Origin of the sequence: Paenibacillus sp. AR247 (genome assembly GCF_002968895.1) — a bacterium.
Lineage (GTDB): Bacteria > Bacillota > Bacilli > Paenibacillales > Paenibacillaceae > Paenibacillus_AQ > Paenibacillus_AQ favisporus.
The window spans coordinates 93,328-114,777 of the sequence record NZ_PCZT01000020.1 but is presented as its reverse complement, the minus strand read 5'-3'; the positions used below and the strand labels follow the sequence as shown (position 1 = coordinate 114,777).

General features: G+C 53.2%; 18 protein-coding genes and 3 pseudogenes. 5 read left to right on the top strand and 16 right to left on the bottom strand.

Annotated elements, in window-relative coordinates; genetic code table 11:
* Positions 1-29: 29 nt before the first annotated feature.
* The 3 genes from CPT76_RS27645 to CPT76_RS27635 form a co-directional block, all read right to left on the bottom strand.
* Positions 30-1,034: an extracellular solute-binding protein gene (locus tag CPT76_RS27645; RefSeq protein WP_258168851.1), complete on the bottom strand. Its 1,005-nt coding sequence runs from the start codon at positions 1,032-1,034 to the stop codon at positions 30-32.
* A 278-nt stretch (positions 1,035-1,312) separates the two neighbouring features.
* Positions 1,313-2,932 carry an ABC transporter permease gene (locus CPT76_RS27640; protein ID WP_105445169.1) on the bottom strand — a complete coding sequence of 540 codons (1,620 nt, stop codon included), beginning with the start codon at positions 2,930-2,932 and terminating at the stop codon, positions 1,313-1,315.
* A complete protein-coding gene (locus tag CPT76_RS27635) occupies positions 2,925-3,674 on the bottom strand; it encodes an ABC transporter ATP-binding protein (RefSeq protein ID WP_105445251.1) in 750 nt (249 codons plus the stop codon). Before CPT76_RS27635 ends, CPT76_RS27640 begins: the two co-directional genes overlap by 8 nt.
* 384 nt (positions 3,675-4,058) lie before the next feature.
* Between CPT76_RS27635 and CPT76_RS27630 the strand changes: the two genes are divergently transcribed.
* Positions 4,059-4,823: a DeoR/GlpR family DNA-binding transcription regulator gene (locus CPT76_RS27630; protein WP_105445168.1), complete on the top strand. Its 765-nt coding sequence runs from the start codon at positions 4,059-4,061 to the stop codon at positions 4,821-4,823.
* A 100-nt stretch (positions 4,824-4,923) separates the two neighbouring features.
* Here the strand turns inward: CPT76_RS27630 and CPT76_RS27625 are convergent.
* Positions 4,924-6,314, bottom strand: a pseudogene (locus CPT76_RS27625) (MATE family efflux transporter).
* A gap of 473 nt (positions 6,315-6,787) precedes the next feature.
* On the opposite strand from CPT76_RS27625, the gene CPT76_RS27620 reads away from it, so the two are divergent.
* Entirely contained in the window at positions 6,788-7,162 is a 375-nt protein-coding gene (locus CPT76_RS27620; protein WP_105445167.1) for a hypothetical protein, read from the top strand.
* A gap of 97 nt (positions 7,163-7,259) precedes the next feature.
* Here the strand turns inward: CPT76_RS27620 and CPT76_RS27615 are convergent, their stop codons facing one another.
* The 10 genes from CPT76_RS27615 to CPT76_RS27570 form a co-directional block, all read right to left on the bottom strand.
* Positions 7,260-7,994: a WD40/YVTN/BNR-like repeat-containing protein gene (locus CPT76_RS27615; RefSeq protein WP_105445166.1), complete on the bottom strand. Its 735-nt coding sequence runs from the start codon at positions 7,992-7,994 to the stop codon at positions 7,260-7,262.
* Between the two features lie 139 nt (positions 7,995-8,133).
* The gene (gene vanT / locus CPT76_RS27610) at positions 8,134-9,309 is read right to left on the bottom strand and encodes a serine racemase VanT catalytic subunit (protein WP_105445165.1); all 1,176 of its coding nucleotides are present in this window, start codon (positions 9,307-9,309) and stop codon (positions 8,134-8,136) included.
* 32 nt (positions 9,310-9,341) lie between these two features.
* Positions 9,342-9,920, bottom strand: coding sequence for a D-alanyl-D-alanine carboxypeptidase family protein (locus tag CPT76_RS27605; protein WP_105445164.1), 579 nt, complete (start codon positions 9,918-9,920; stop codon positions 9,342-9,344).
* 241 nt (positions 9,921-10,161) lie between these two features.
* Entirely contained in the window at positions 10,162-11,208 is a 1,047-nt protein-coding gene (gene vanG, locus CPT76_RS27600; RefSeq protein ID WP_258168877.1) for a D-alanine--D-serine ligase VanG, read from the bottom strand.
* Positions 11,209-11,501: 293 nt separating this feature from the next.
* Positions 11,502-12,116, bottom strand: coding sequence for a DUF2812 domain-containing protein (locus CPT76_RS27595; RefSeq protein ID WP_105445162.1), 615 nt, complete (start codon positions 12,114-12,116; stop codon positions 11,502-11,504).
* The gene (locus tag CPT76_RS27590) at positions 12,103-12,441 is read right to left on the bottom strand and encodes a PadR family transcriptional regulator (RefSeq protein WP_105445161.1); all 339 of its coding nucleotides are present in this window, start codon (positions 12,439-12,441) and stop codon (positions 12,103-12,105) included. The genes CPT76_RS27595 and CPT76_RS27590 overlap by 14 nt, the downstream gene beginning before the upstream one ends.
* 129 nt (positions 12,442-12,570) lie before the next feature.
* The gene (locus CPT76_RS27585; RefSeq protein WP_105445160.1) at positions 12,571-13,866 is read right to left on the bottom strand and encodes an FtsW/RodA/SpoVE family cell cycle protein; all 1,296 of its coding nucleotides are present in this window, start codon (positions 13,864-13,866) and stop codon (positions 12,571-12,573) included.
* A complete protein-coding gene (locus CPT76_RS27580; protein WP_076173111.1) occupies positions 13,866-14,195 on the bottom strand; it encodes a PadR family transcriptional regulator in 330 nt (109 codons plus the stop codon). The genes CPT76_RS27585 and CPT76_RS27580 overlap by 1 nt, the downstream gene beginning before the upstream one ends.
* Before the next feature lie 214 nt (positions 14,196-14,409).
* A complete protein-coding gene (locus tag CPT76_RS27575) occupies positions 14,410-15,138 on the bottom strand; it encodes an amino acid ABC transporter ATP-binding protein (protein WP_105445159.1) in 729 nt (242 codons plus the stop codon).
* Entirely contained in the window at positions 15,131-16,582 is a 1,452-nt protein-coding gene (locus CPT76_RS27570; RefSeq protein WP_105445158.1) for an amino acid ABC transporter substrate-binding protein/permease, read from the bottom strand. The genes CPT76_RS27575 and CPT76_RS27570 overlap by 8 nt, the downstream gene beginning before the upstream one ends.
* 375 nt (positions 16,583-16,957) lie before the next feature.
* Here CPT76_RS27570 and CPT76_RS27565 point away from each other — a divergent pair, with 375 nt between their 5' ends.
* The 3 genes and pseudogenes from CPT76_RS27565 (at position 16,958) to CPT76_RS27555 (ending at position 19,961) form a co-directional block, all read left to right on the top strand.
* Positions 16,958-17,623: an ArsR/SmtB family transcription factor gene (locus CPT76_RS27565; protein ID WP_105445157.1), complete on the top strand. Its 666-nt coding sequence runs from the start codon at positions 16,958-16,960 to the stop codon at positions 17,621-17,623.
* Positions 17,596-18,741: a cysteine desulfurase family protein gene (locus CPT76_RS27560; protein WP_105445156.1), complete on the top strand. Its 1,146-nt coding sequence runs from the start codon at positions 17,596-17,598 to the stop codon at positions 18,739-18,741. The genes CPT76_RS27565 and CPT76_RS27560 overlap by 28 nt, the downstream gene beginning before the upstream one ends.
* 55 nt (positions 18,742-18,796) lie before the next feature.
* Positions 18,797-19,961: pseudogene (locus CPT76_RS27555) on the top strand (MFS transporter).
* Between the two features lie 200 nt (positions 19,962-20,161).
* On the opposite strand, the gene CPT76_RS27550 reads toward CPT76_RS27555, so the two are convergent.
* Together CPT76_RS27550 and CPT76_RS27545 are read right to left on the bottom strand one after the other, a co-directional pair.
* Positions 20,162-20,638: an SgcJ/EcaC family oxidoreductase gene (locus CPT76_RS27550; protein WP_258168850.1), complete on the bottom strand. Its 477-nt coding sequence runs from the start codon at positions 20,636-20,638 to the stop codon at positions 20,162-20,164.
* Positions 20,639-20,994: 356 nt separating this feature from the next.
* Positions 20,995-21,450, bottom strand: a pseudogene (locus CPT76_RS27545) (NADH oxidase); the annotation flags it as partial.

Genomic DNA, 21,450 nt, shown 5'->3' with positions numbered 1-21,450 from the left:
TGGGTTCGTTCTTGGGTCGTCGTCATTTGTTATTTGGCATCCTTAAAAAACTTCTGGTGCTCCTCAAGGAGCTCCACCGTCAGCGGTTTGGCGAACTTCATCGATTTGGCAGGCTTGTTGATGTCTTCGACCGTCTCACCTTGGTAGAGGGCGACCGGATAGTTCGTGATCAGGTCCTTGCGCGCATCCTTGATGATCGTCTCGGCCATTTTCATGGCGAGGTCGGTCGTGGCGTTCTTCTTATCGACGACCGCGATCGACTCGGTCAGCGAGAAGTTGCCTTCCGACGGGTCGACATAGTCGATTGGCGCGCCCGAAGCCTTGGCTTTGACCGCTTGGTGGCGCAGTCCGAAGCCTGCGGCTACCTCGCCAGCTTCGACCTTCTTGATCGGGCCGGAGCCAGAGCTCTCCAGATGCGGGCCGACGTTCGCGATCAGATCGTGCAGCACCTGTTTGCCTTCCTCTTCTCCGTACTGCGTAATGACGGCCTGCACGAGCAGCCAGCCGGTGGAGGAGTCCATAATGTTCGGAATCGATACCAGGCCTTTGTATTCAGGCTTCGTCAAATCCTTGATCGATGTGGGCTTCTCCAATCCTTTTTGCTTCAGTACCTCGGTATTCACGAAGATCGATCCGGTATTGGCCAGAATCGGCGTATAGTAGGAAGGGTAGGAATCCATGGCGTTGGTGGTAAAAGACAGGTCCTTGTACATGTGGTATTTGCTCTGCGAGCTGTCGATAAAATACGAGCTCATCGTGATGAGATCGGCCTCGATATCGCTTCCCTCCGCCATCAGCTTTCCGCCGAGCTCGGAAGTGCCGAGTGACTGCAGCACGTATTTGCCGTCGTAACCGGCATTTTTCAGCGCAGTCTCCATGGCGGCTACCGCTTCTTCATCGCCGTTGGTGTAGATGACGACCTTCTTGGATTCCTCCGCTTTACTGCTGCTGCATCCGACCAGGGCGAATACGAGGCTGATGGCGAGCAGGGTGAGCAGAAGGCCTTTGAACGTTTTGGACTTGGACATGGACATGGGTAAATTCCCTCGCTTCAAATAAAATAGTTACTAATTTGCTTTAGAGGCCGCTCCGGGTCCGAATCGGTTTTCCGATCGCTGCGCTTCTCCAAACGGATTTCGGCCCCTACGCTGGGCTTGGCGAAAAGAGTGAATGATAGTGAAAACAAATTCAAAGCCATGTCAATGCGAGTGTAGACTGTATTCATAGCTAGCCATGTAACCTTCCAGAGCGATACTAAGAAATCGTGAAACAGCTGCCATTAATCCCGCTAGGCGAAGAGCAAACCCCGGGCTCACCGCTGCACCGCCCTCCGTCTTTGCAATATTTCGCACAGCACCTTGATGATCAGGTTGGTTGCGAAGATCAGCATAGACAGCACGAAAATTTCATTAAACTTGGCGAAATGCTGCAGTTCCTTGATTTTGCTCGCCACCACCGACGTCTGCGCCGATACCAGAAAGATGATACCGCTGATCGTCACCATCGCGTTGACGAAGAAGTATCCGAACATTTCGACCACCGTGGCGGCCGAATTCGGCAGCACGACCCGCCGGACGGTCCGCAGCCAGCTGTCCCCGAGCAGTTCCCCGGTCGTTTCCCAGGACGGGTTCATCCGGGAAAGGGCGTTTTTGGCCATCAGGTACGGCGTCGTGAACAGATGGACGATGTTGCAGAGCACGAGAATCGTAAACGTCCCCTTCAGACTGCTCCCGTTCAGAAACAGCAGGTACGCAATCCCCAGCACCATGCCCGGCACCGTGTTGGTGATCATCGAGATGGTATCCGTGACTCCCCGCCACCGCAGGTTCGTGCGCACATTGAGCAGCGCTGCGGCATAAGCAGCCAGGGTGCCGAAGATGGACGTCAGCAGCGCGACCCACAACGAATGCTTGTACACCCCTGTGAGATCTCCGGACTCCAGCACGCTCGCCACATGCTTGAAGGTAAACGTAAGATCGTACGGGTATCCGTTCGTCCACGGCGCGATAAACATTACCGCAAAGATAGAGAGCATGCCGAGCACGACCACCAGGGAGAGGATCCCGAAGCTCGTATCCCGTATGTGGTGGTTGGGCAGCGGCGTATCGGCCATTTTATCGACGTGGAAATTGAGCTTCTCCAGCGCCTGCAGCAGCCAGATGCCAAACACCGCCGGGATCAACATGACGATCGCAACGACCGCCCCCTGGTTAAAATCCGGGATGGATCCGAGCATCACCTGGTACAGCTGCCCTGCAACGACCTCGTAGGTGCCGCCGACCGATGCCGGAATCCCGAAATCGGTAAAGCTCAGGATAAAAGACAGGATCAACGTACCGCCCAGCGCTCCTGCCAGCGGCCGCAGCACCGTATTTTTGAAGCTGCGCAGCGTGCCGTCCCCCATCAACCTGGAGACGATGATAAACTTCCGGTCCACGTAGCGGAACGCATTGTGGATCAGCAGAAAGGCCGGCGGCAGCGTGTAAATGACATAGCCGAGCAGCAGTCCGTTGAATCCGTAAATTTCAAACCAGTTCCGTCCCGTGATCCGGGTGATCAGCCCCTGGTTGCCGAAGGAGTACATGATGGCGAATCCGTAGGTAATCGTGGGCAGGAGCATCGGGAGCGAAACCAACATTCTTACTACGCCCTTGATGGGCCGGTACACGTTGGTACAGTGAATACCATAAGCGAGAATAAAGCCGAGCACCGTCGTGATGAGTGCGGTCAGCGCCGATATTTTGACGCTGTTCAGAATGGAACGGGCCAGGTCCCGGTTGCTCCACACATCGATATAGTTTGCAAGCGTAAAGCCCTGGTCATTTTCCAAAGAGCGAATGAGCAGCACCACTAGCGGGATGAACAGAAACACGGCGAACAGCAGCACGATCAGGATGAAGATCACACGCATTTCAGGCTTGACTTTATGCATGGGCTGCACCAAAAAGCTGGTAAATGTTCTGCCGTTTGATCTGCAGCTGCCGGATAATAAACTGTTCCACGAAAGCATCCGCCGGCTGCTGGATGATGTCCTGCGGCGTGCCGTATTGGGCGATTTGACCCTGGTTGATGATCAGAATTTTGTCCGACAGGGTCAGCGCCTCTTCCGGATCGTGGGTCACAATGATCGTCGTAAGCTTGAACTCCCGCGCGATCGATTGAATCCGCTGCTTGATCGATTCCTTGATCACCCCGTCGAGGGCGCTGAGCGGCTCATCCAGCAGCAGGATTTTCGGCTTGGTGACCAGCGTTCGGGCCAAAGCCACCCGCTGCTTCTGGCCCCCGGACAGTTCGCTGATTCTTTTTTTCAGATGGGGCCCGAGCTCAAGAAAATCGATCGTTTCCTGAACCTCCTCCTTGCTGACTCCCTTCTTGTTGCGAAGCCCGTATACGATATTGTCGTAAGCGTTCAAATTCGGGAACAGGGCATAATCCTGAAACACGATATTGAAACCCCGCTTGTTCATGGGCACCCGGCTGATGTCGTTGCCATTAAACAGGATCTTGCCTTGATCCATATCGGTTAACCCGAGAATAATGCCGAGAAGGGTCGTCTTCCCGCTTCCACTCGGACCGAGGAGCGATACAATTTCGCCCGTGTCGATCTCGAGACTGATGTCTTCCAAAACTACCTTTTCGTCGAATTGTTTACGAATATGCTGCAGCTTGAGCAGACGGCTCACCTCCCATAAACACAACCCCAGTATAAAAAGCGAATGTCAATCCAAATCGTCCATTGTGTAAAGCCGAAGTAAATTATGCATATGTTATTCATATGTTTTGACTAACTTCATCCTAAATCACCTTAATTTCTTCTCATATATACGTAAAAAAAGCGCCAAACCAGTACTTTGGAGTACCGATTCGGCGCTATGGCGTTTGACGGCAACGGCCCTTTTTTAGCTTGTGCAAGACGAGGCAGTATCGGGCAGGATGCTCAACAGAAACCTGTGGCTCCAAGGTATAAACGGTATTGAAGTTGCAAGGTGTAATCAGTACACTGGTATTGACTTAACTTGAATATCGAGGCTTCCACGTCATAAATACAGGTGAAAAACATGCTGCCATTAGAACGACAAAAGAAAATCATCGATCTGCTGAACGTCCGCAAGGTGCTGAAGATGAACGAGCTGACCGAAGAGCTGGACATCTCCGTGGACACGCTGCGCAGGGACATCAATGTGCTGGCCAATCAGGGGAAAATCGTCAAAATCTATGGCGGAATCAAGCTGGCCGAGCCCAAGTATGGCGAGCCTTCCATGGATGAGCGCATGATCGACCGGCTGGAGGAGAAGGAAACCATCGCCCGGAAATGCTGCGAATACATTCAGGAGGGGGATTGCATTTATATCGACAGCGGCTCGACGACGTACCATATTGCCAAATACATCAAGGACAAGAAGAAGCTGACGGTCATTACCAACTCCATCCCGGTCATTACCGAGCTGATGAACACCGATATCGAGCTGATGATCATCGGGGGAAAAATCCGCAAGGACGAGCAGTCGGTCGTAACGTTCGAGTATATTTTCAACTTTCATGAACTGAACGTCCTCAAGGCGTTTATTTGCTGCAGCGGCATCACAACCGAACGGGGAATTTCCGACTACAACCTGGAGGAAGCGACCACGCGCAAAAAGATGATCGAGCTGTCCAAAGAGGTTTTCGTCGCCGCCGACAGCAGCAAATTCGGCCGGGACGTCACCATTGCGATCGCGCCGCTGGACAAAATCGATGCGATCGTGACAGACAACCTGGTGGACCGCAGTTATGCCGCCAAATTTAAAAAGACGCAGACGAAGCTTATTATTGCGGACGAATAGCGGAGCAACCGCCTAACGCAAAAGGACTTTCCCAGATCGGCTGACAAGCCGGGGAAAGTCCTTTTTTTACCGTAAAATTCGGAATGGATATCGTATATATTCAATCAATCAAGCGGTGCTGATACCACTTCTTGCCCATGAAACGCAGCAGGAAGACGGTGCCGCGCACGCCCCACTCACAGTTCATCGCCAGCCAGACGCCGACGATTCCCCAATGCAGCACAATGCCGAGCACATAGCCCAGGATGACCCGGAACAGCCACATCGACAGCATGGAGACCAGCGAGGTGAACTTGGAGTCCCCCGCGGCCCGCAGCGCCGACGGCATAATAAAGCTGATAGCCCAAAGCGGTACTTGCGCGATCAGGTTGATGAGCAGGACCGTGAAGATGTCCCCGACGATCTCTTTCGGCGGGTGGAACAGGCTGACCAGCGGATGGAACAAGGCCATCATGATCACACCCGTCAGCACGAAGGAGAAGGACGCCAGCCACAGGAACGTCTTGGTGAACTTGCGCGCGTCCTCCACGTTTCTCCGTCCGATGCACTGCCCCACTACCGTCACCAGCGTGAGCGAGAGAGCGTTCGCCGGAATTTGGGATACGCCTGCCAGCGACCCGCTGATCGCATTGGTGGCGATGGCATAAGTGCCAAGGCCGACGATGAAGATCTGGGTCAGCATTTTACCGCCGTTAAAGAACATCTGCTCCGCTGCAAACGGGATGCCGATGTTAAAGATTTTGCGGAGCATCTTCAGGTTCACCTGAACGATGGACCGGAGCTGGAAATGCAGATCGGTGTCCCTTTTGACCAGGAAGTACAGCGCGCAGGCGGCCGCCAGGTACCGGGCGATGTTGATCGCGATCGTCATGCCAAGAACGCCCATGTGCAAGAGGTTGATAAACACCAAATTCAGCGCGACGTAGGTCAAGTTCATGAACAGGGACAGCATGAGCGAAGCCCGCGATTTGCCGATCCCGCGCAGCGCGCCGCACACCGCTTCAGTAATGGCGATTCCCACAAAAGACACGCCGCCTCCGAGCAGATACACTTTGGCATTGTCCATGACTTCCGGCGAAGCCGCTCCGAACAGCACGCTGAGCAGCGGTGGTGGAACAAGACCAGGATCAGACTGAGAGCCAGCGCCAGAATCGCGCAGGCGGAGACGGTGCTGGACGCCGCTTTGGAAACCATCAGGTCGTTGCCGCTGCCCTTATACTGCGCGACGACGACCGTTCCGCCCGTCGACATGGCGATAAAGACGCTGACCAGAAAAATATTGAGCGAGTCGACCATATTGACGGCGCTGATGGCGGCGACTCCGGCCGAACTGATCATGGCGGCGTTGACCATGTTCAACGAAATAATAAACGCCTGGTCGATCAGGATCGGGATGAACAGGGAAATAATCTGCCGGTAATCGATCGATTCACCGGTAAGATGTTTGTCTAGCAGGCGCTCGGTGTTCGCCTTAAACTTTAGCTGATACAAGGGATCACTTTCTTTTTGTCGGATTAGGCATCTGGCAGCATGCCCACGTTTTTATAAAATGAAAAAACCCTTCGGAAAGAAGAGTCGGCTTGCCAGGTATGCGGATCTAGGGGTCCACAAAGGACATAACGTCTTTAAAAAACGGCTCCTCAAGGGTCTGCCGCGTTAATCAATCATACATATCGTATAGCAGGTTGGCTTTTTTCCTCTGGTTGAGGTTATCACCGGGGGTGGCCCCTGTCAACGGTTAATTTCTGTGTTTTTTCAAAGGCATGAAAATATAGTTTATTCCGGTCCGTTTAAAAGGGATTTCGCGGGTCTGCAGCGAATACAATGGGGTTTTGAAACGAATAGGGATGGAGGATCATCGATGGAACTGTCTCCTCGTTTGTTAGGCATCCGCTAACCATTGGAGGTTCATTCATAAGGCGGTGGTTTTTTGTATAAATCACGGGCAAAGAAAGGAGAGCCCAATGAAACGGAGTCGAGTTAAGGCCAGTCAAATCGTTCTTACTCTGATCTATCCCATGGCCTTCTTCTGCTTTTTGAGTCTGGATCAACAGCTAGATTCGTGGACGATCCCTATTGCTGCTTTGATTCTATTCAGCTTGCTGTGGGAAAACCTGACCTATTTGCTGATCTCCAACCTCTTAACCTGGGTGGTCGCGATCCCTTTATGGCTGGTTATCATGAAGCCGCAGGAAGAACAAACCTTCGCTATTTTCACGGCTTCCCTTCCATTCATCATCCTGCTATACATCGGGTGCGTTCTCATCCCGGAAACGCTGATCGTCTCCGCAAAAAACGTCATCATAAAAGAGTTCAAACGCCGAAATACAACGAAGTAACGGCGGTAACCCCCCGACCACAGCCATAAGCGCAAAAAAGCCGCTGTACCCAGCGGCACTACGACACTTATGTATGCTAAATAGAACGACTAACCGGCTATTTGCTGTTTCTTAACCATTGAGATCCTGTGAACTCCCACTTTTCTTTACCGATGAAAAAACTGTAGTTGTTGTTTTCGTCTTTACTCCAGTGAAGGCTTTTGTCTGTTCCTTCACTTTGATTAAAGATAGGACTCCATTCAACTCCACCATCTATAGAAACGTAGAACAGGCTTTTCGATGATTCTGGTGATTCGTCCGTTTGAGTTGTCATCATAACACATATGTCTGTATTCAAAAAGTAAGGGAGAACGGCCTTTATGTTTGAGCTTTGTAACTCGTCTGGAACAGGCAGGTTAAGATCGAACCACGACTTGCCTCCGTCGATTGACTTATAAGCCCCAACCTTACCTTCCGCTGGTGTATTCGTTACGATCCAGCCGGTATTTGCATCGGTAAATGTGAAGGACTCTGCCCCGCCAGGTATTGTGCTGCCTTCCTGGTCACTGCTTGTCACGATAGTCCACGTTTTACCTTGATCTGTGGATTGAGATAAAACCATTTTTACTGCAAACATGCCGATGGGTTCATACTGAGCCTTCCAAGTTATGTTTCCCGTAATGGCAGTTTCTTCTTTTGTTGACTGGGGATCTTGGCCCTGAGAATTCGTTTTTTCCGAATTAATAAATGTGGAAGAAGTATTCGTATTTTCTTTAACGATGGAGTTACGCGAACATCCTGTAAAAATTAGAGATAGCATGACGATTGAGATAAAATAAACAGCTCGCTTCATTAAGAACACCCCAATCCGGTTTTACTATATAGATGCCAAGTATACCCAGATTGTTTCTCTTAACAATAAAACAAGTGCACTATTACTTATTCAGGCTGTCGAGAACGATCTCGGCAGCCTGAGCCGCCGTCTCCAGCAGCTATTGAACATATATGCGCTGCACCCGGCTGCCGATCCGGCTCACGATTTCGTTGGTGACCGTACGGCAGCGCGCGGCGATCTCGCCGGCGGTGATCTGCTCATCGCCATCTTGACCGATCAGCGTGACGGTGTCCCCTAGCATTACGCCGTCGATACCGGTGACGTCGACGGTCAGCTGATCCATGCAGATGCTGCCGATGATGGTGGCCCGCTGCCCGCGGATCAGGACTTGTCCACCCCCGTCCGACAGTATCCTTGGAACGCCGTCGGCATAGCCGATGGATACCGTGGCGATCCGGATATCGTGTTCCGGCACGAAGCGGCGTCCGTAGCCGACCGACTGCCCGGCCTGCACCTCCTTCACCTGCGTCACGGTCGCCTTGAGCGCCAGCACAGGCCGCAATTCGGCCTGGCACCGCACGGCGTCGCCCTCCTGGCTGAGCAGGCCGTACAGCGCGATCCCCGGCCGGGCCCGGTCATAGCGCAGCTCCGGGTAATTCAGCATGCCGTAGCTGCTCTGAAGATGCACAAGGCCTGGATCGATGCCCGTTTTCTTGATTTGCGCGACCACACCATCAAAGTGAGCGATCTGCCGGCGCGTAAATTCGGTCTCCTCCGGCCCAAGTCCGTCCGACATGGACAAATGACTGAATATACCCGTCACCCGAAGATTGACAAAGTCATAGCACCGCAGAATCGACTCCGTATCCTGGTGGGGCACGCCGAGCCGGTTCATGCCGGTATCGATTTTGACATGAACCTCCAGGTCGATACCGAGCGCCTCCAAAGCCTGCCCGTATTCCAAACTTACCATCGTCTGCGTCAGATGGTACCTGGCTAAATCGGCGGCCCTCTCTGGATCGGTGTAGCCAAGGATTAGAATCTCCCCCTGGATGCCTTGTTCCCGCAAAAGGATCCCTTCCCCGATTTCCGCCACAGCGAAGCTATCCATCCCCGAACGGTTCAAATACCCCGCGATCTCCGTCATACCGTGTCCGTATGCATTAGCTTTAACCACCGCCATCAGGCGGCACCCGGAAGGGAGAAGCCGCTGGAGCTCTGCGGCGTTATGCCGCAAGTGATCCAGGCTGATTTCCGCCCACGCCCGGTGGGATAGGGAAGGACGGGTCTCTCTCTTTTCGCTTGGAGAAGTAAGCGAGTATTCCCATCTCACAGGGAACGTCTCTGCCCGAAGACGATGCGCCCTCAACCCACCAGCCCCTTCCGCAAATCATGGAAGACGGTGATGATGCAGCCGTCCACATTGTTCCCCGAGCATTCCACTCTTGTTTCAGGGCGAGCCTTAATCGTCAGCACCTGCTCTTCTTCATGTACGGGGACAAAATATATCTCCACGAGATGTTCCTTCACCTTTTTGAACAGATGCGGCCCCTTCAGGGTGAACTGCTTCAAGTAGTCTGTGTATTCCTCCAGGCACATCCCATACTGCTCCATGATGATGGCATGCGGCACGCCCACATAGCGAAAATGCCAAGGCTCGCAGGCAATGTGCGTCAGATGCTCTTTTCCCTGCTTGTAACGCTGGATGAAGCCATGCTCCGCTGCCAGCTTCCGGAAAGAGGCATAAACGCCGCCCTCCGGAAACGAAGGGCATAAATAGTCGACCCCCGTATGCTTATCGCCCACATCGGCCGCCAGTCCGGTCTGGTGTTCACTTTCTCCGGGACGAGCCACGTAACTCGCGGTAAAAATCTCCCCGTTCTCCACCAGCGACCGGTCGTAGATGCGCTGCTGCTCCATCGCGGTGCGGTAGCCGCTGACCACTCCGATGCCTCCCGGCCCCCGCAGGCGTCCAGCAGCGCCTCCAGCTGCTGCAGGCAGCTGCGTTCCAGACGCATCACCCGCTCATGAGTGCTGGTATGAGCGAGTGATTCCACAGGCGCGAGGCTCTTGGAATAAGGCGCCTGGCGGAGCGGGTGCTCGCTGTTAATGAGGACCAGGTGCCCCCGGTGCACCATGCTCGGCTGGATGTGAATCACGCGGCCTGCCGTGCCTACAACCCCGATCATCGGACCACCTCCATCGCTTCGGCCATCTGGATCAGCCGGTCCATCAGGTCCGGATACGGCAGATGGCTGGCCCGCATCATGTTCGGATAGCGGCTGGCGGCCGTGAAGCCGGGCATCGTGTTCACCTCATTGAACACAATCCGCTCCCCTTCGGTAATGAACATGTCTACCCGGGCCAGGCCGCGGCAGCCGAGCGTCCGATAGACGCGGCGCGCGGTCTCTTTGACCCGGTTCGCCGTTTCTTCCGAAATCCGGGCAGGCAGATGGATCTTAGACGAAATCAGCTGGTATTTTTCCGTATAGTCAAAAAACTCGCCCTGCAGCTCGATCTCATCGATTTCTCCGATGAACGGTTCCCGATGACCCAGAACCGCGCAGCCCACTTCAAATCCGGCAATGTTCTGCTCGACCACCACCTTGTCGTCATGCTGCAGTGCCTCACGGATGCCGTCCATGAGCGCCAGCCTGTCGTACGCCTTTGTAATACCGAAAGAGGAACCGGACTTGGCCGGTTTAACGTAGACGGGGTAGCCCAGCGTCTCAGCCGATTTGGCGGCCGCATACAAGTCGTCTCCTGCGAGGACCGTGACCGAACCCGCCACTTCCACTCCAGCCGCCTTGACCAGCTTGCTGGCAACCTCCTTGTCCATACAAAGGGCAGAAGCCAGTGTGCCGCAGCCGACAAAAGGAATGCCCGACAGCTCCAGCAGCCCCTGCAGCGTGCCGTCTTCCCCATTTTTGCCGTGAAGAACCGGGAATACGACGTCCACCGGCGTCAAACGGTATTCCGTCACGACCAACTCCACGATTCCGCCCGTCTCCCTGCTTGGCGGCAGAAACGCCGGGATGCACCCCGGATGCTGATGCCAGCGGTCCCTGCGGATCTCCTCGGGATCTCCGTGGTACCTCAGCCAGGCTCCTTCCCGGGTAATGCCGATGAGCACCAGCTCATATTTAGCCTTGTCCAAATGATCTATGACGGAAGCCGCCGATTGCAGCGAGACTTCATACTCCGTTGAGCAGCCGCCAAACAGCACGGCGATCGTTTTTTCTGCATCTCTTTCTCCCCATTTCCGGTCCGGTGCCCACTCCGCGTGAGCGCCTGAGCGTGAACCTAAGATGCTTTTGATTATAGGGAGAGGATGTTAAGCAAACAGAAATTAATATTAAAGGAAATCTAAAGAAAGATTAAAGAGCCGGTCCCGCTGGCATGAACGGGCATCCATGCTCAACCGATGCAGAGCCCGATGTTGCCAAACTGCTCGCCGGCTGCCATCCACATGAAAAAAAGGACGATGCCGGCAAGCGCAGCATCCTCCATTGGCTCCCATCGACATTACTGCTGCTGGGACTTGTCGTATTCCTTTTTGGCTTTGTAGGCGAAAACCGAGTAGACGATAATCATAACCGGAATGACCATCCAGACTATTCCGCGGAACAGCGCGAACGGCGTCTCGAACAGGAACGCCTGCCAAAATCTTGGGCCGCTCATTTCCCACAATCCCGGCGTGTAATACAGCGATTGGGGCTTCAGAATGACGGACGCGTCAATGGCGTCGGTCGAAATCAGCACTGCGAAAATCGGGATAAAGCAGCAGCACAGCGTCATCCACATGTCGGAAATCCGCTTATACCGGGCCGCCTTGGAGTCGGCATCGGAGAAAATATCTTCGTTCCTCTGGTCACCGTTCTGCTTGAAATATTGAGCCCCCGACCCCTTCGTGCCGGCGACATGCGTCCAGCCGCTGTCCTCGAACAGGGCAACATAATCCTCAAAGTCCCGCTGATTCTTAAACGTGCGGAAGTCGATCCGGTAGTTGGCTTCCTCCGGTACGCTTCGCTCGAATTGATAGCCGAAGGATTTCCGCACGAGCGAATAGCCCTGCCGTGCCATGTTGTTCAGCCACTGTTCTTCCTGGTCCAAATTCGTAAAAAATTTATATTTTTTCATGCAGCAACTCCTCCTTGCTCCACTGCATATTGGTCACTTCGATCATATGGCGCATCCGCTCGTAATCCTGTCTCAGCATTTCCCGTCCCAGATCCGTGATGACGTACACCTTGCGGCGGCTGTCCTCGCTCGCAGTCGGCTGGATAAATTTCTGCTTCAGCAGATTGTCCACCGCCCCGTACAGCGTGCCGGCCGCCATCCGGACCTGCCCCACGCTGAGCTCCTCCACCTTCTGCATAATTAGGTAACCATGCGCCGGCTCCAGCAGCGCCAACAAAATATAATATACCGTTTCGGTCAGCGGTAAATGTTTATCTCTGCTCAATGAAGTGCCTCCCTTTTGCTCAGTCACACTTTATATCGTTCAACTGTATACTTACACTATATACAGTTCCACTGTATATAGCAATAGCAAAAAGACCAAAACCCGAAAGTATCGGGCTTGGCCTTAATTTCAAACGGTCTCCATCCTTGCGGGAAGCATCTGCTTGCGCCGATAGATCGATAACAGCAGCCCCATGGCGCAAAAATCAATCACTTGCGTGAACCCGCCATAGCCGACAAAGGGCAGGCTCTGCCCCACGATGGGCACCACGCCGTACGCCATAAGCAGCGGCCACAACAGCCGAATGCCAAATACGACGATGAACGCGGAAAATATACAGGTGGCATATTCATCCCTAATGGACACGCTCATCTTCCAAATTCGTATCATGAATCCAATGACCAGCAGCCCGATGACGATCCCGGCACCCCATCCAAAACAGTAAATGAGATACGGATACATCGATTCATCATAGATAAACGGAAGGGTTTCGTTCGCCGCCGCAAATCCGTGGCCCGTCCACCCCGCCGAACGGATCGCTCCGATCGTCTGCAAGGTCTGGTAATCCTTATCCTTTTCGCTCAAAAAGGAGTGCAGACGCTCCACAAGGTAAGGGGTTTGCGTTAGTTTGTATATGTACAAAGAAAGGATCGGCAGTCCGATAGCCATCAGAGGAAACTGGTTGTGCCGCAGTGCAATGATTCCGAACCCCGCTAAATAAATGCAGCCGTACAGCAAAGAGCCGCTCTGCCAATACAGCACGACCGGAACGGCCATTTGGCCCCCGAACTTGATCCAGCCGACAATATCGCTGCGCCGGAACTTATAGTTCAGTCCTGAAGCCGCAATGAGCAAAGGCAATATGGATGCAGCCATTACATTAATGCTGAAGGAACCGATCGCCAGACTGGTCGTCTGCCCATTCGTCGTGATGCCTACCTTCAACGTTAAAGCCATTAAAGCGATGGTCCCGCAGAATATTACTCCGGAATACTTCCTCAGCTTTCGGTAGTCCAGAAAATAACAGATAAACAGACCGGCAAATCCTAGCGCAACATAAAACAGCTTCTTCTCAAAAAACTGAGCGAGCATCCAAATCCTTCGGCCAGACATCTGCACATTCAGTAATCCAAACAACCCCACAATCGTCAGCAGACCTAATAGAACAACAAGCTTCCAGTCGAACACAGGTTTATGCGCCCGGTGAAGGCTTCGTCCGATATCGTCGGGATCGCCCATCAGCTTAATCGCTTCCTGCGCGCAATGCTCTTCAGCAACTCCTTCTGATGCCAGCATGTCCATCCGTTCGGCAATATGATTTCCCAGCTCCTCACGGATTTCGGCATGCATGGATTTCACGCGGATATGCCGGCACACCCGGTCGAGAAACTCCTGAACCGCCGCATCCTTTTCCACAGCCCGCATCAGATTCCCTCCCCGATCACCGTATCAACCGCCGTGCGGAAACGAACCCATTCCTGCTGCTTTTCTTTCAGCTGACTCCGGCCCTGGTCGGTTATCCGGTAGTACTTCCGTTTGCGGCCGTCATGTGTGCTCCAGTACGCTTCCAGCCAGCCTTCCGACTCCAGTGTGTGCAGAATGGGATATAACGTTCCTTCCTTCATGGAAAAAACGCCCTCGGAGCTCTTCTCGATTTCCTTGATTAATTCGTAACCGTACATTTCTTTCTTGTTCAGCACCGTCAGCAGCAAAATGACCGTGCTGCCCTTGAGCAGCTCTTTATTAATCGCCATGCTCATTCTCCTAATACCTAGATTTACAATACATCGTAATACTATGTATATGAGTATATCGAACAGCATTTGGATTGGCAATAGATGGGGACCAAATGAAAAAAATCCCGGCCAAGCAGCTAACGCTGCCCATCCGGGATTTCATACAAACCGCTGTGAACACCGAATAACGGTTCATCACGTACGCGGCTTCACTCATGCTTATATAGCGTGCTTACAGCACCTTCTCCAGGAAGCTGATCGTACGCTCGTTTTTCGGCCGGCCGAACACTTCCTCCGGCGGACCTTCCTCAACGATGTAGCCGCCGTCCATAAAGATGACCCGGTCCGCCACCTCGCGGGCGAAGCCCATCTCGTGCGTGACGATCATCATCGTCATGCCTTCTGCGGCCAAATCCTTCATGACGCCCAGCACTTCGCCGACCATCTCGGGGTCGAGCGCGGACGTCGGCTCGTCGAACAGCATGACGTCGGGATTCATCGCGAGCGCGCGGGCGATCGCCACCCGCTGCTTCTGCCCGCCCGATAGCTGGCTCGGGAACGCATCCGCCTTGTCGGCGAGTCCGACCCGGTCCAGCAGGCGCAGCGCCGTTTCGCGCGCCTGCTTCGCGTTCATTTTGCCCAGCTCCATCGGAGCAAACATGATGTTCTTGAGCACGCTGAAATGCGGAAACAGGTTAAAATGCTGGAACACCATCCCAATATTTTCACGCGCTTTGTTGATGTCCGTCTTTGAATCGTTCAGATCCTGGTCATCAACGATGACACGGCCAGCAGTGATGTCCTCAAGCCGGTTAATGCAGCGGAGAAACGTACTTTTCCCCGACCCGGAAGGGCCGATCACGCATACGACTTCGCCTTCCTTCACCTGCATATCGATTCCTTTCAGCACCTGATTGGCGCCGAAGCTCTTCTTTAATCCTTCAACCCTGATTTTATCCACGGCGCAATCTCCCTTCCAAGAAGCCTGAAAGTTTCGTTAAGATTGTGATCACAATCAAATACATGATGGCTACAACCAGCCAAATATCAAATGAGGAGAACGTTCTGGCGATAATAATTTTGCCGGACTGCGTCAGCTCGACCAGACCGATCGCCGACAGAATCGACGTATCCTTCAGCGTGATCACCAGCTGGTTGATAAACGCCGGAATCATGACGCGGATCGCCTGCGGGATGATGATCTTCATCATCGCCTTGCGGTACGGCAAACCGAGCGAACGGGCCGCTTCCATTTGCCCGCGGTCGATCGACTGAATGCCGCCCCGGATGATTTCCGTTACATAAGCGCCGGCATTCAGGGTCAGCGTCAGAATGGCCGCCAGGAACAGCGGCATCGTGAAGCCGAACGCTTGAGGAATACCGAAGTAAATAAAGAAAGCCAGGACGATCAGCGGAATGCCGCGGAAGACGTCGACGAATACCGTTGCCAAACCGCGAAGGAACTTATTGCGACTCACCTTCATAAAGCCGAAGATCAACCCCAGGATAAAGGCGAAGAACAGCGATACGATCGTGTACAGCAGCGTCTTGCCCAGACCGGTCAGCAGCGGTGGCAGTGAATCCTGAATCAGTCCCCAGCGGCTTTGATTTGCCGGTCCGGACGCATTTTCACCCAGATATTTCTCGAGAATCTGGTCATATTCCCCGCTGGCTTTGAGATTGGTCAGGCCGGTATTGAACTTTTGCATCAGCTCCTGGTTCTTGCCTTTGCTGACCGCAAAGCCGTAGGAGCCGCCTGCTTCCTTCTCGGTTACGATCTTGAGTCCATTGTTCTGGTTCACGCCATAAGCCAGCACGGGATAATCGTCAAAGCAGGCCACGGAGTTTCCAGTTTTGACATCGTCGTACATTTGCGAGGAATCGTCGAACGGGACGATGGTAAATCCGTATTTCGAGGCGATGGATTCGGCGAAGCTGTAGCCTTCTGTACCTGTCTTTACGGCTACCTTCTTCCCTTTCAAATCCTCATAGCTCTTGATGGTGTCATTGTTCTTGCTGATGGCCATCACCACGCCGGATTCGAAATAGGACTCGGAAAAGTCGAATTTCTGCTTCCGTTCGTCGGTAATGCTCATCCCTGCGATGACGCCATCCACCTGGTTCGACTCCAGCGCCTGGACGGCTGCGTTAAAGCCCAGCGGCTTGATCTCATACTTAAAGTTCTGATCCTTGGCGATGGCCTCCATCAGATCCATGTCGATCCCGACAAACTTGCCGCTGACGTCCTGAAACTCAAACGGAGCAAACGTAATGTCGGTACCGATGACATAGGTTTTGCCGGAATCCGGCGCAGCTGCGGCGCTTCCCGTCCAACCGGACCATCCGGTCACCACGAGGAGCAGCAGCGCTAATGAAAATAATAATACCTTTTTGGATGATTTCATGTGTCCTCCCCTTCTCGGTCAACGCCGAATGTTGTCCCCTTCATACTTTTTCTTTTTTGGTGGCAGGTATTCTCCCACCTAGTATCCTATTTTACCAAAAAACCAATCATTCCTAAAAATACATTTTCAACCATTTACTTTAGTTCAATCTAACCATTAACCAAGAAATTTACTACTAAGACTAACACAGTCTGCAGATAAAGGAAGCAAGTTAGCTATCATTCATTACCCATCCAAGACAAGTTTGCCTAACCATCATTAGAACTTTCGTAAAATATAGTCAAGCTATGAGCTCATTATGATCTTGACGGTCAAAGATAACCGCGACTATAATTCAATCAATTCATTGAATATTATAGCAAGGTGGGAATAGATATGGACCACAATTTTCCCGTTCGTGCTTTCAAAGACGACTTGTACCGGCAGTTTGCCCGAATCGGGAAATGCTTGTCCAGCGATAAACGGCTAGAGCTCATGCATTTGTTATCCCAAGGACCCAAGTCTGTTGAAAAATTGGCCGAGGCCACAGAAATGAGCGTAGCCAACGTATCGCGGCATCTCCAAATTTTACTGGATGCCAACCTGGTGAAGTATAGCAAGCGGGGGACGTATGTCATCTACTGCTTGGCTGGTCCCCATATTGAGGGCTTTTTGAATGCTCTATGGCGAATGAGCGAAACGCAGCTGGCCGACATCACCCGGGTGAAAAACGACTTTCTGAGTCAATGCGAGGATGTACAAACCCTGTCTTTAAATGAAGTATTGCGCAAAATGGACGAAGGCAGCATGATCTTACTGGATGTACGCCCGGCCGATGAATTTGAGGCAGGACACATTCCCGGGGCGATCTCCGTTCCGATGGAGGAGCTTCATCTATATCTGCAAAGTCTGCCCAAGGAAACTCCAATTGCTGCTTATTGCCGCGGACCTTACTGCGTTGCAGCGGCCGAGGCGGTTGAGAAATTGCAGCGTGAGGGCTTTACAGCATTCCGGGTGGAGGAAGGAGTTTACGAATGGCGGGAATTTCAAGCACAGAGGTAACGAAACGCATTTATCTGGACTATAACGCCAGTACCCCGTTAGATCCGGAGGTGCTCCAGGAAATGCTGCCGTTTTTTGAGCAGCACTATGGCAATCCTTCTTCGTCGCATTGGGCGGCGGCTTCACTCAAAGAAACGATCGAGCACGCCAGAAGCCGGATCGCCGCAGCGATTGGGGCGAAATCCAGTGAGGTGATTTTTACCAGCGGAGGAACCGAGGCCAACAATCACGCTTTAAAAGGGGTTTACTTTGCATCCAACCAGCCCCGCAGACATATCATCACGACAACCATTGAGCATCCGGCGATTCTCAATCCCTGTGCCTTCCTCGAAACGCTGGGCGCTGAAGTGACCTACGTTCCCGTTGATCACTGGGGCCGGGTGTCACCGGCAGATATCGAGCGTGCCATCCGCGAGGATACCATCCTCATTTCGGTCATGCACGCCAACAGCGAGGTTGGAACGATTCAGCCCATTGAAGAGGTGACCAGTATCGCCAAACGCTACGGTATCCTGATGCATACGGATGCTGCACAGTCTTTTGGCAAGATCCCGGTGAACGTCGATGCCTTGGGCGTCGATTTGTTATCCATCGCCGGTCATAAGCTGTACGCGCCCAAGGGCATCGGCGCATTGTATGTGCGTGAAGGCACGGCACTCGCCCCGTTTGTGCATGGGGCAGGCCATGAATCCGGCCGCAGGGCAGGAACGGAAAATGTGCCTTATATCGTCGGATTGGGCAAAGCCGCAGCACTGGCAGCGCAGAAGGTCGGTTCCCGTGAAATCCAAAACCTCCGGGAGGCATTGAAGGAAGGGCTCAAGGAAGCCTTTGGAGACCGGGTCCGGTTTAATGGCGATCCCGGCAACCATCTGCCTAACACGCTCAACGTAAGCTTCCTCGGGCTGAGCGGGCAGGAGATTTTGGGTCGTTTTCCGGAAATCGCCGCTTCCACCGGATCCGCCTGCCACTCTGGAAGCACAACCCTTTCACCGGTGCTGCGGGCCATGGGCCTTAGCGATTATGAAGGGCTGGGAGCGATCCGGTTCAGCTTGGGCCGGTACACCACCACAGAAGAAGTGGAGACCGTCATTTCTTTATTCCAGGATCGTCTACAGTGAGGGGAACAGCAAATCATTTATGAATCGGTTCGTCTAATATAGGGAGGATCAATAGATGTCAGAGACCACGGTTGTAGAAAGGGTGAACCCCCTCCCTGCACCTCTAAGGCAGTACGTTGAATCGCCTGAGAGGCAGCGGCAGCTCCATAAAAGGACGATGTTGATCGTCATCATTTCGCAAATTTTCGGCGGGGCCGGTTTTGCCGCAGGGGTTACGGTAGGAGCGCTGCTTGCCCAAGACATGCTTGGATCCGACAGCTATGCCGGGGTTCCTTCCGCCTTAATTACGTTAGGATCAGCAGCGTCAGCCCTGATCGTCGGCCGTCTGTCCCAGCGGTTAGGGCGCCGGACGGGGTTGGCAGCAGGCTTCCTGGCGGGTGGGCTTGGTGCGCTAGGCGTCGTTTTGGCAGCCCTCATAAGCAATCTGGCACTTCTCTTTATTTCTTTGCTGGTGTACGGCGCCGGAACGGCAACAAACTTACAGGCTCGGTATGCCGGGACGGATTTAGCCTTGCCAACGCAGCGGGCTAAAGCGATCAGTGCCGCTATGGTCTTCACCACATTCGGTGCAGTGGCCGGACCGAATCTGGTCAATATCACGGGACGGTTTGCCACTTCCATAGGTTTCCCAGCGCTTTCGGGTCCATTCATGCTGGCTGCTGCAGCATTCATTATAGCCGGCGTCGTCCTCCTCATCTTCCTTCGTCCAGACCCGCTGATCGGTGGCCATTATGACCATGACACCGGTCCACATGAAGCATCACGGACACGGGCTGGGCGAGGTCGGCCTCGTCATCGGCATCCATGTGGCTGCGATGTTTCTGCCTTCGCTGATTACCGGCGTTCTGGTCGATAAGTACGGACACACTCTGATGTCCTATGCTTCCGGAATCACCTTGCTTGCGGCAGGCTTGTTGGCTGGGCTCGCGCCCGGAGAATCGATGGTATTTCTCGTTCTTGCGCTTGCGCTTCTAGGGCTGGGCTGGAACTTTGGCCTGATTAGCGGGACGGCAGCCATTGTCGACGCGACGCCTCCGCATACTCGGGCGAAGACCCAAGGCACGGTGGATGTGCTCATTGCCTTAGCCGGGGCTTCGGGAGGAGCTTTATCCGGCATGGTTGTGGCCCAATCCAGCTACTCCGCACTTTCTTTGGCCGGAGGATTCCTGTCCTTGCTTCTAATTCCGGTTATTGTCTGGTCGCGGAAAAAGAAAGCCTGATGCGATCTTCAACCGATACTCCCTCGTGACTTTATTTAGGAACCGCCGGGTTTGGGTATTAAGGTGATCATCACAATAGATCCCCCTTTCGTTTGTTTCGGTTTGCTGCAACGGCAGCCGGGTAGGACGAAAGGGGTTCTTTCTATGCTTCAATCGTTCCCAGGCTGATGCGCCGATCAGGCCATCCTCCTGTACCTGTCTCAACGAAGCTGCTGCTGAACAGCCCGCCGCGAGCTCATCTTCGTGAATATTTTTTGCATCAATCCCGGTCCGGAAATCCGGCTGTTCTGAAACGCGGCGATGCGCCATTCGCCGTTTTGCTTTACAACCACATTGGTGTTAATGGAGTCACGTTTCTTTGGCGCCTGCTTCTGCCATCTCATTTTGACGGCGCCCAGTCCGTGAAAGATCGCCAGCTCCGGCGTAATAAAGTCGATTTTCGCAATCTCCCCGTCCAGCATAGACCCTCTCAATACGCCGTTCCACAGCTCCTGATGCACATCGGCGATCGCCTTTCTTCCTTGCAAATGCTCGCCTTGAAAAGTAACGTAGTCGGCCTTGTCGGTAAAGCATGCCCCGTAAGCCTCGCCATCCCCTTTTCCCCAAGCCCATTTCAGCTTTTCAAACAGCTGCTCAATTTCCTTCCGGTCTTGCGCCTGATTTGTATTCATGTTCATCTTCCTTCATCTCCTTTGATTGAATGGCCGCCTGATTAGGCGGATTTCTTTGCTATTCAAGAAACGATTTGCTAAAATTAACTGGACCAATTAATTATCTTGATTTATATAATATCTTGATTAATTAAGATAATATGCGGCCGTAGGTGATTTGTCAATAGATCCCTTAAGTTTTTTTAAAAAAATAATGAAGCACATCCCGCTCCATCAGAGAAAAAGCAAAAAAAATCCCGGCCCCTTCGGGCCGGAATCAAGCATGGTTATGGTATTGGCAAAAAGCAGGCTGGCAATCCCGCTTCCCGCCGGAATGAAACTCCTCGTGGTTGGAATGATTCATTAAATGACTCGTGATTACATTACACGGCTAATTTCGTTTGGACCGCAGCTTCCGGAGCCGTCTGCTCCTTCTTCATTTCCTCCATGGCGGCCAGTCCGGCCGTATTCAGCACATTCCATGGCTTGTTGTAATGCGGCTGGAAGAAGAAGTCTACAAAAGCCAGCTCCTGCACCGTCATCCGGTTCTGGATGCACACCGACAGCGTATTGGCCGCTTGGGTCATATCCGCCTTCGACATCACCTGGGCTCCGACGATCCGGCCGCCGGCCGCTTCGAAGACCAGCTTCAGCATGACATCATCGTAGGTCGGCATGAACTCCGGACGGTTGTTTTCATGGATTGTTACAGTTTTCACATTCAAGCCTGCAGCAAGCGCGGCGGCCTCGGTCATGCCTGTCGACGCGATGTTCCAGTCAAACAGCCGGATGGCCGACGTTCCCTGGGTACCTGGTAGCGCACGGTTGGCTGCACCAGA

Excerpts from the sequence above, each read along its gene's own strand:
- CPT76_RS27645 (WP_258168851.1), bottom strand. The coding sequence starts at position 1,034 with ATGTCCATGTCCAAGTCCAAAACGTTCAAAGGCCTTCTGCTCACCCTG.
- CPT76_RS27640 (WP_105445169.1), bottom strand. The coding sequence starts at position 2,932 with ATGCATAAAGTCAAGCCTGAAATGCGTGTGATCTTCATCCTGATCGTG.
- CPT76_RS27630 (WP_105445168.1), top strand. The coding sequence starts at position 4,059 with ATGCTGCCATTAGAACGACAAAAGAAAATCATCGATCTGCTGAACGTC.
- CPT76_RS27620 (WP_105445167.1), top strand. The coding sequence starts at position 6,788 with ATGAAACGGAGTCGAGTTAAGGCCAGTCAAATCGTTCTTACTCTGATC.
- CPT76_RS27615 (WP_105445166.1), bottom strand. The coding sequence starts at position 7,994 with ATGAAGCGAGCTGTTTATTTTATCTCAATCGTCATGCTATCTCTAATT.
- CPT76_RS27595 (WP_105445162.1), bottom strand. The coding sequence starts at position 12,116 with ATGAAAAAATATAAATTTTTTACGAATTTGGACCAGGAAGAACAGTGG.
- CPT76_RS27585 (WP_105445160.1), bottom strand. The coding sequence starts at position 13,866 with ATGCGGGCTGTGGAAAAGGATGCGGCGGTTCAGGAGTTTCTCGACCGG.
- CPT76_RS27580 (WP_076173111.1), bottom strand. The coding sequence starts at position 14,195 with ATGGCGATTAATAAAGAGCTGCTCAAGGGCAGCACGGTCATTTTGCTG.
- CPT76_RS27570 (WP_105445158.1), bottom strand. The coding sequence starts at position 16,582 with ATGAAATCATCCAAAAAGGTATTATTATTTTCATTAGCGCTGCTGCTC.
- CPT76_RS27565 (WP_105445157.1), top strand. The coding sequence starts at position 16,958 with ATGGACCACAATTTTCCCGTTCGTGCTTTCAAAGACGACTTGTACCGG.
- CPT76_RS27560 (WP_105445156.1), top strand. The coding sequence starts at position 17,596 with ATGGCGGGAATTTCAAGCACAGAGGTAACGAAACGCATTTATCTGGAC.
- CPT76_RS27550 (WP_258168850.1), bottom strand. The coding sequence starts at position 20,638 with ATGAACATGAATACAAATCAGGCGCAAGACCGGAAGGAAATTGAGCAG.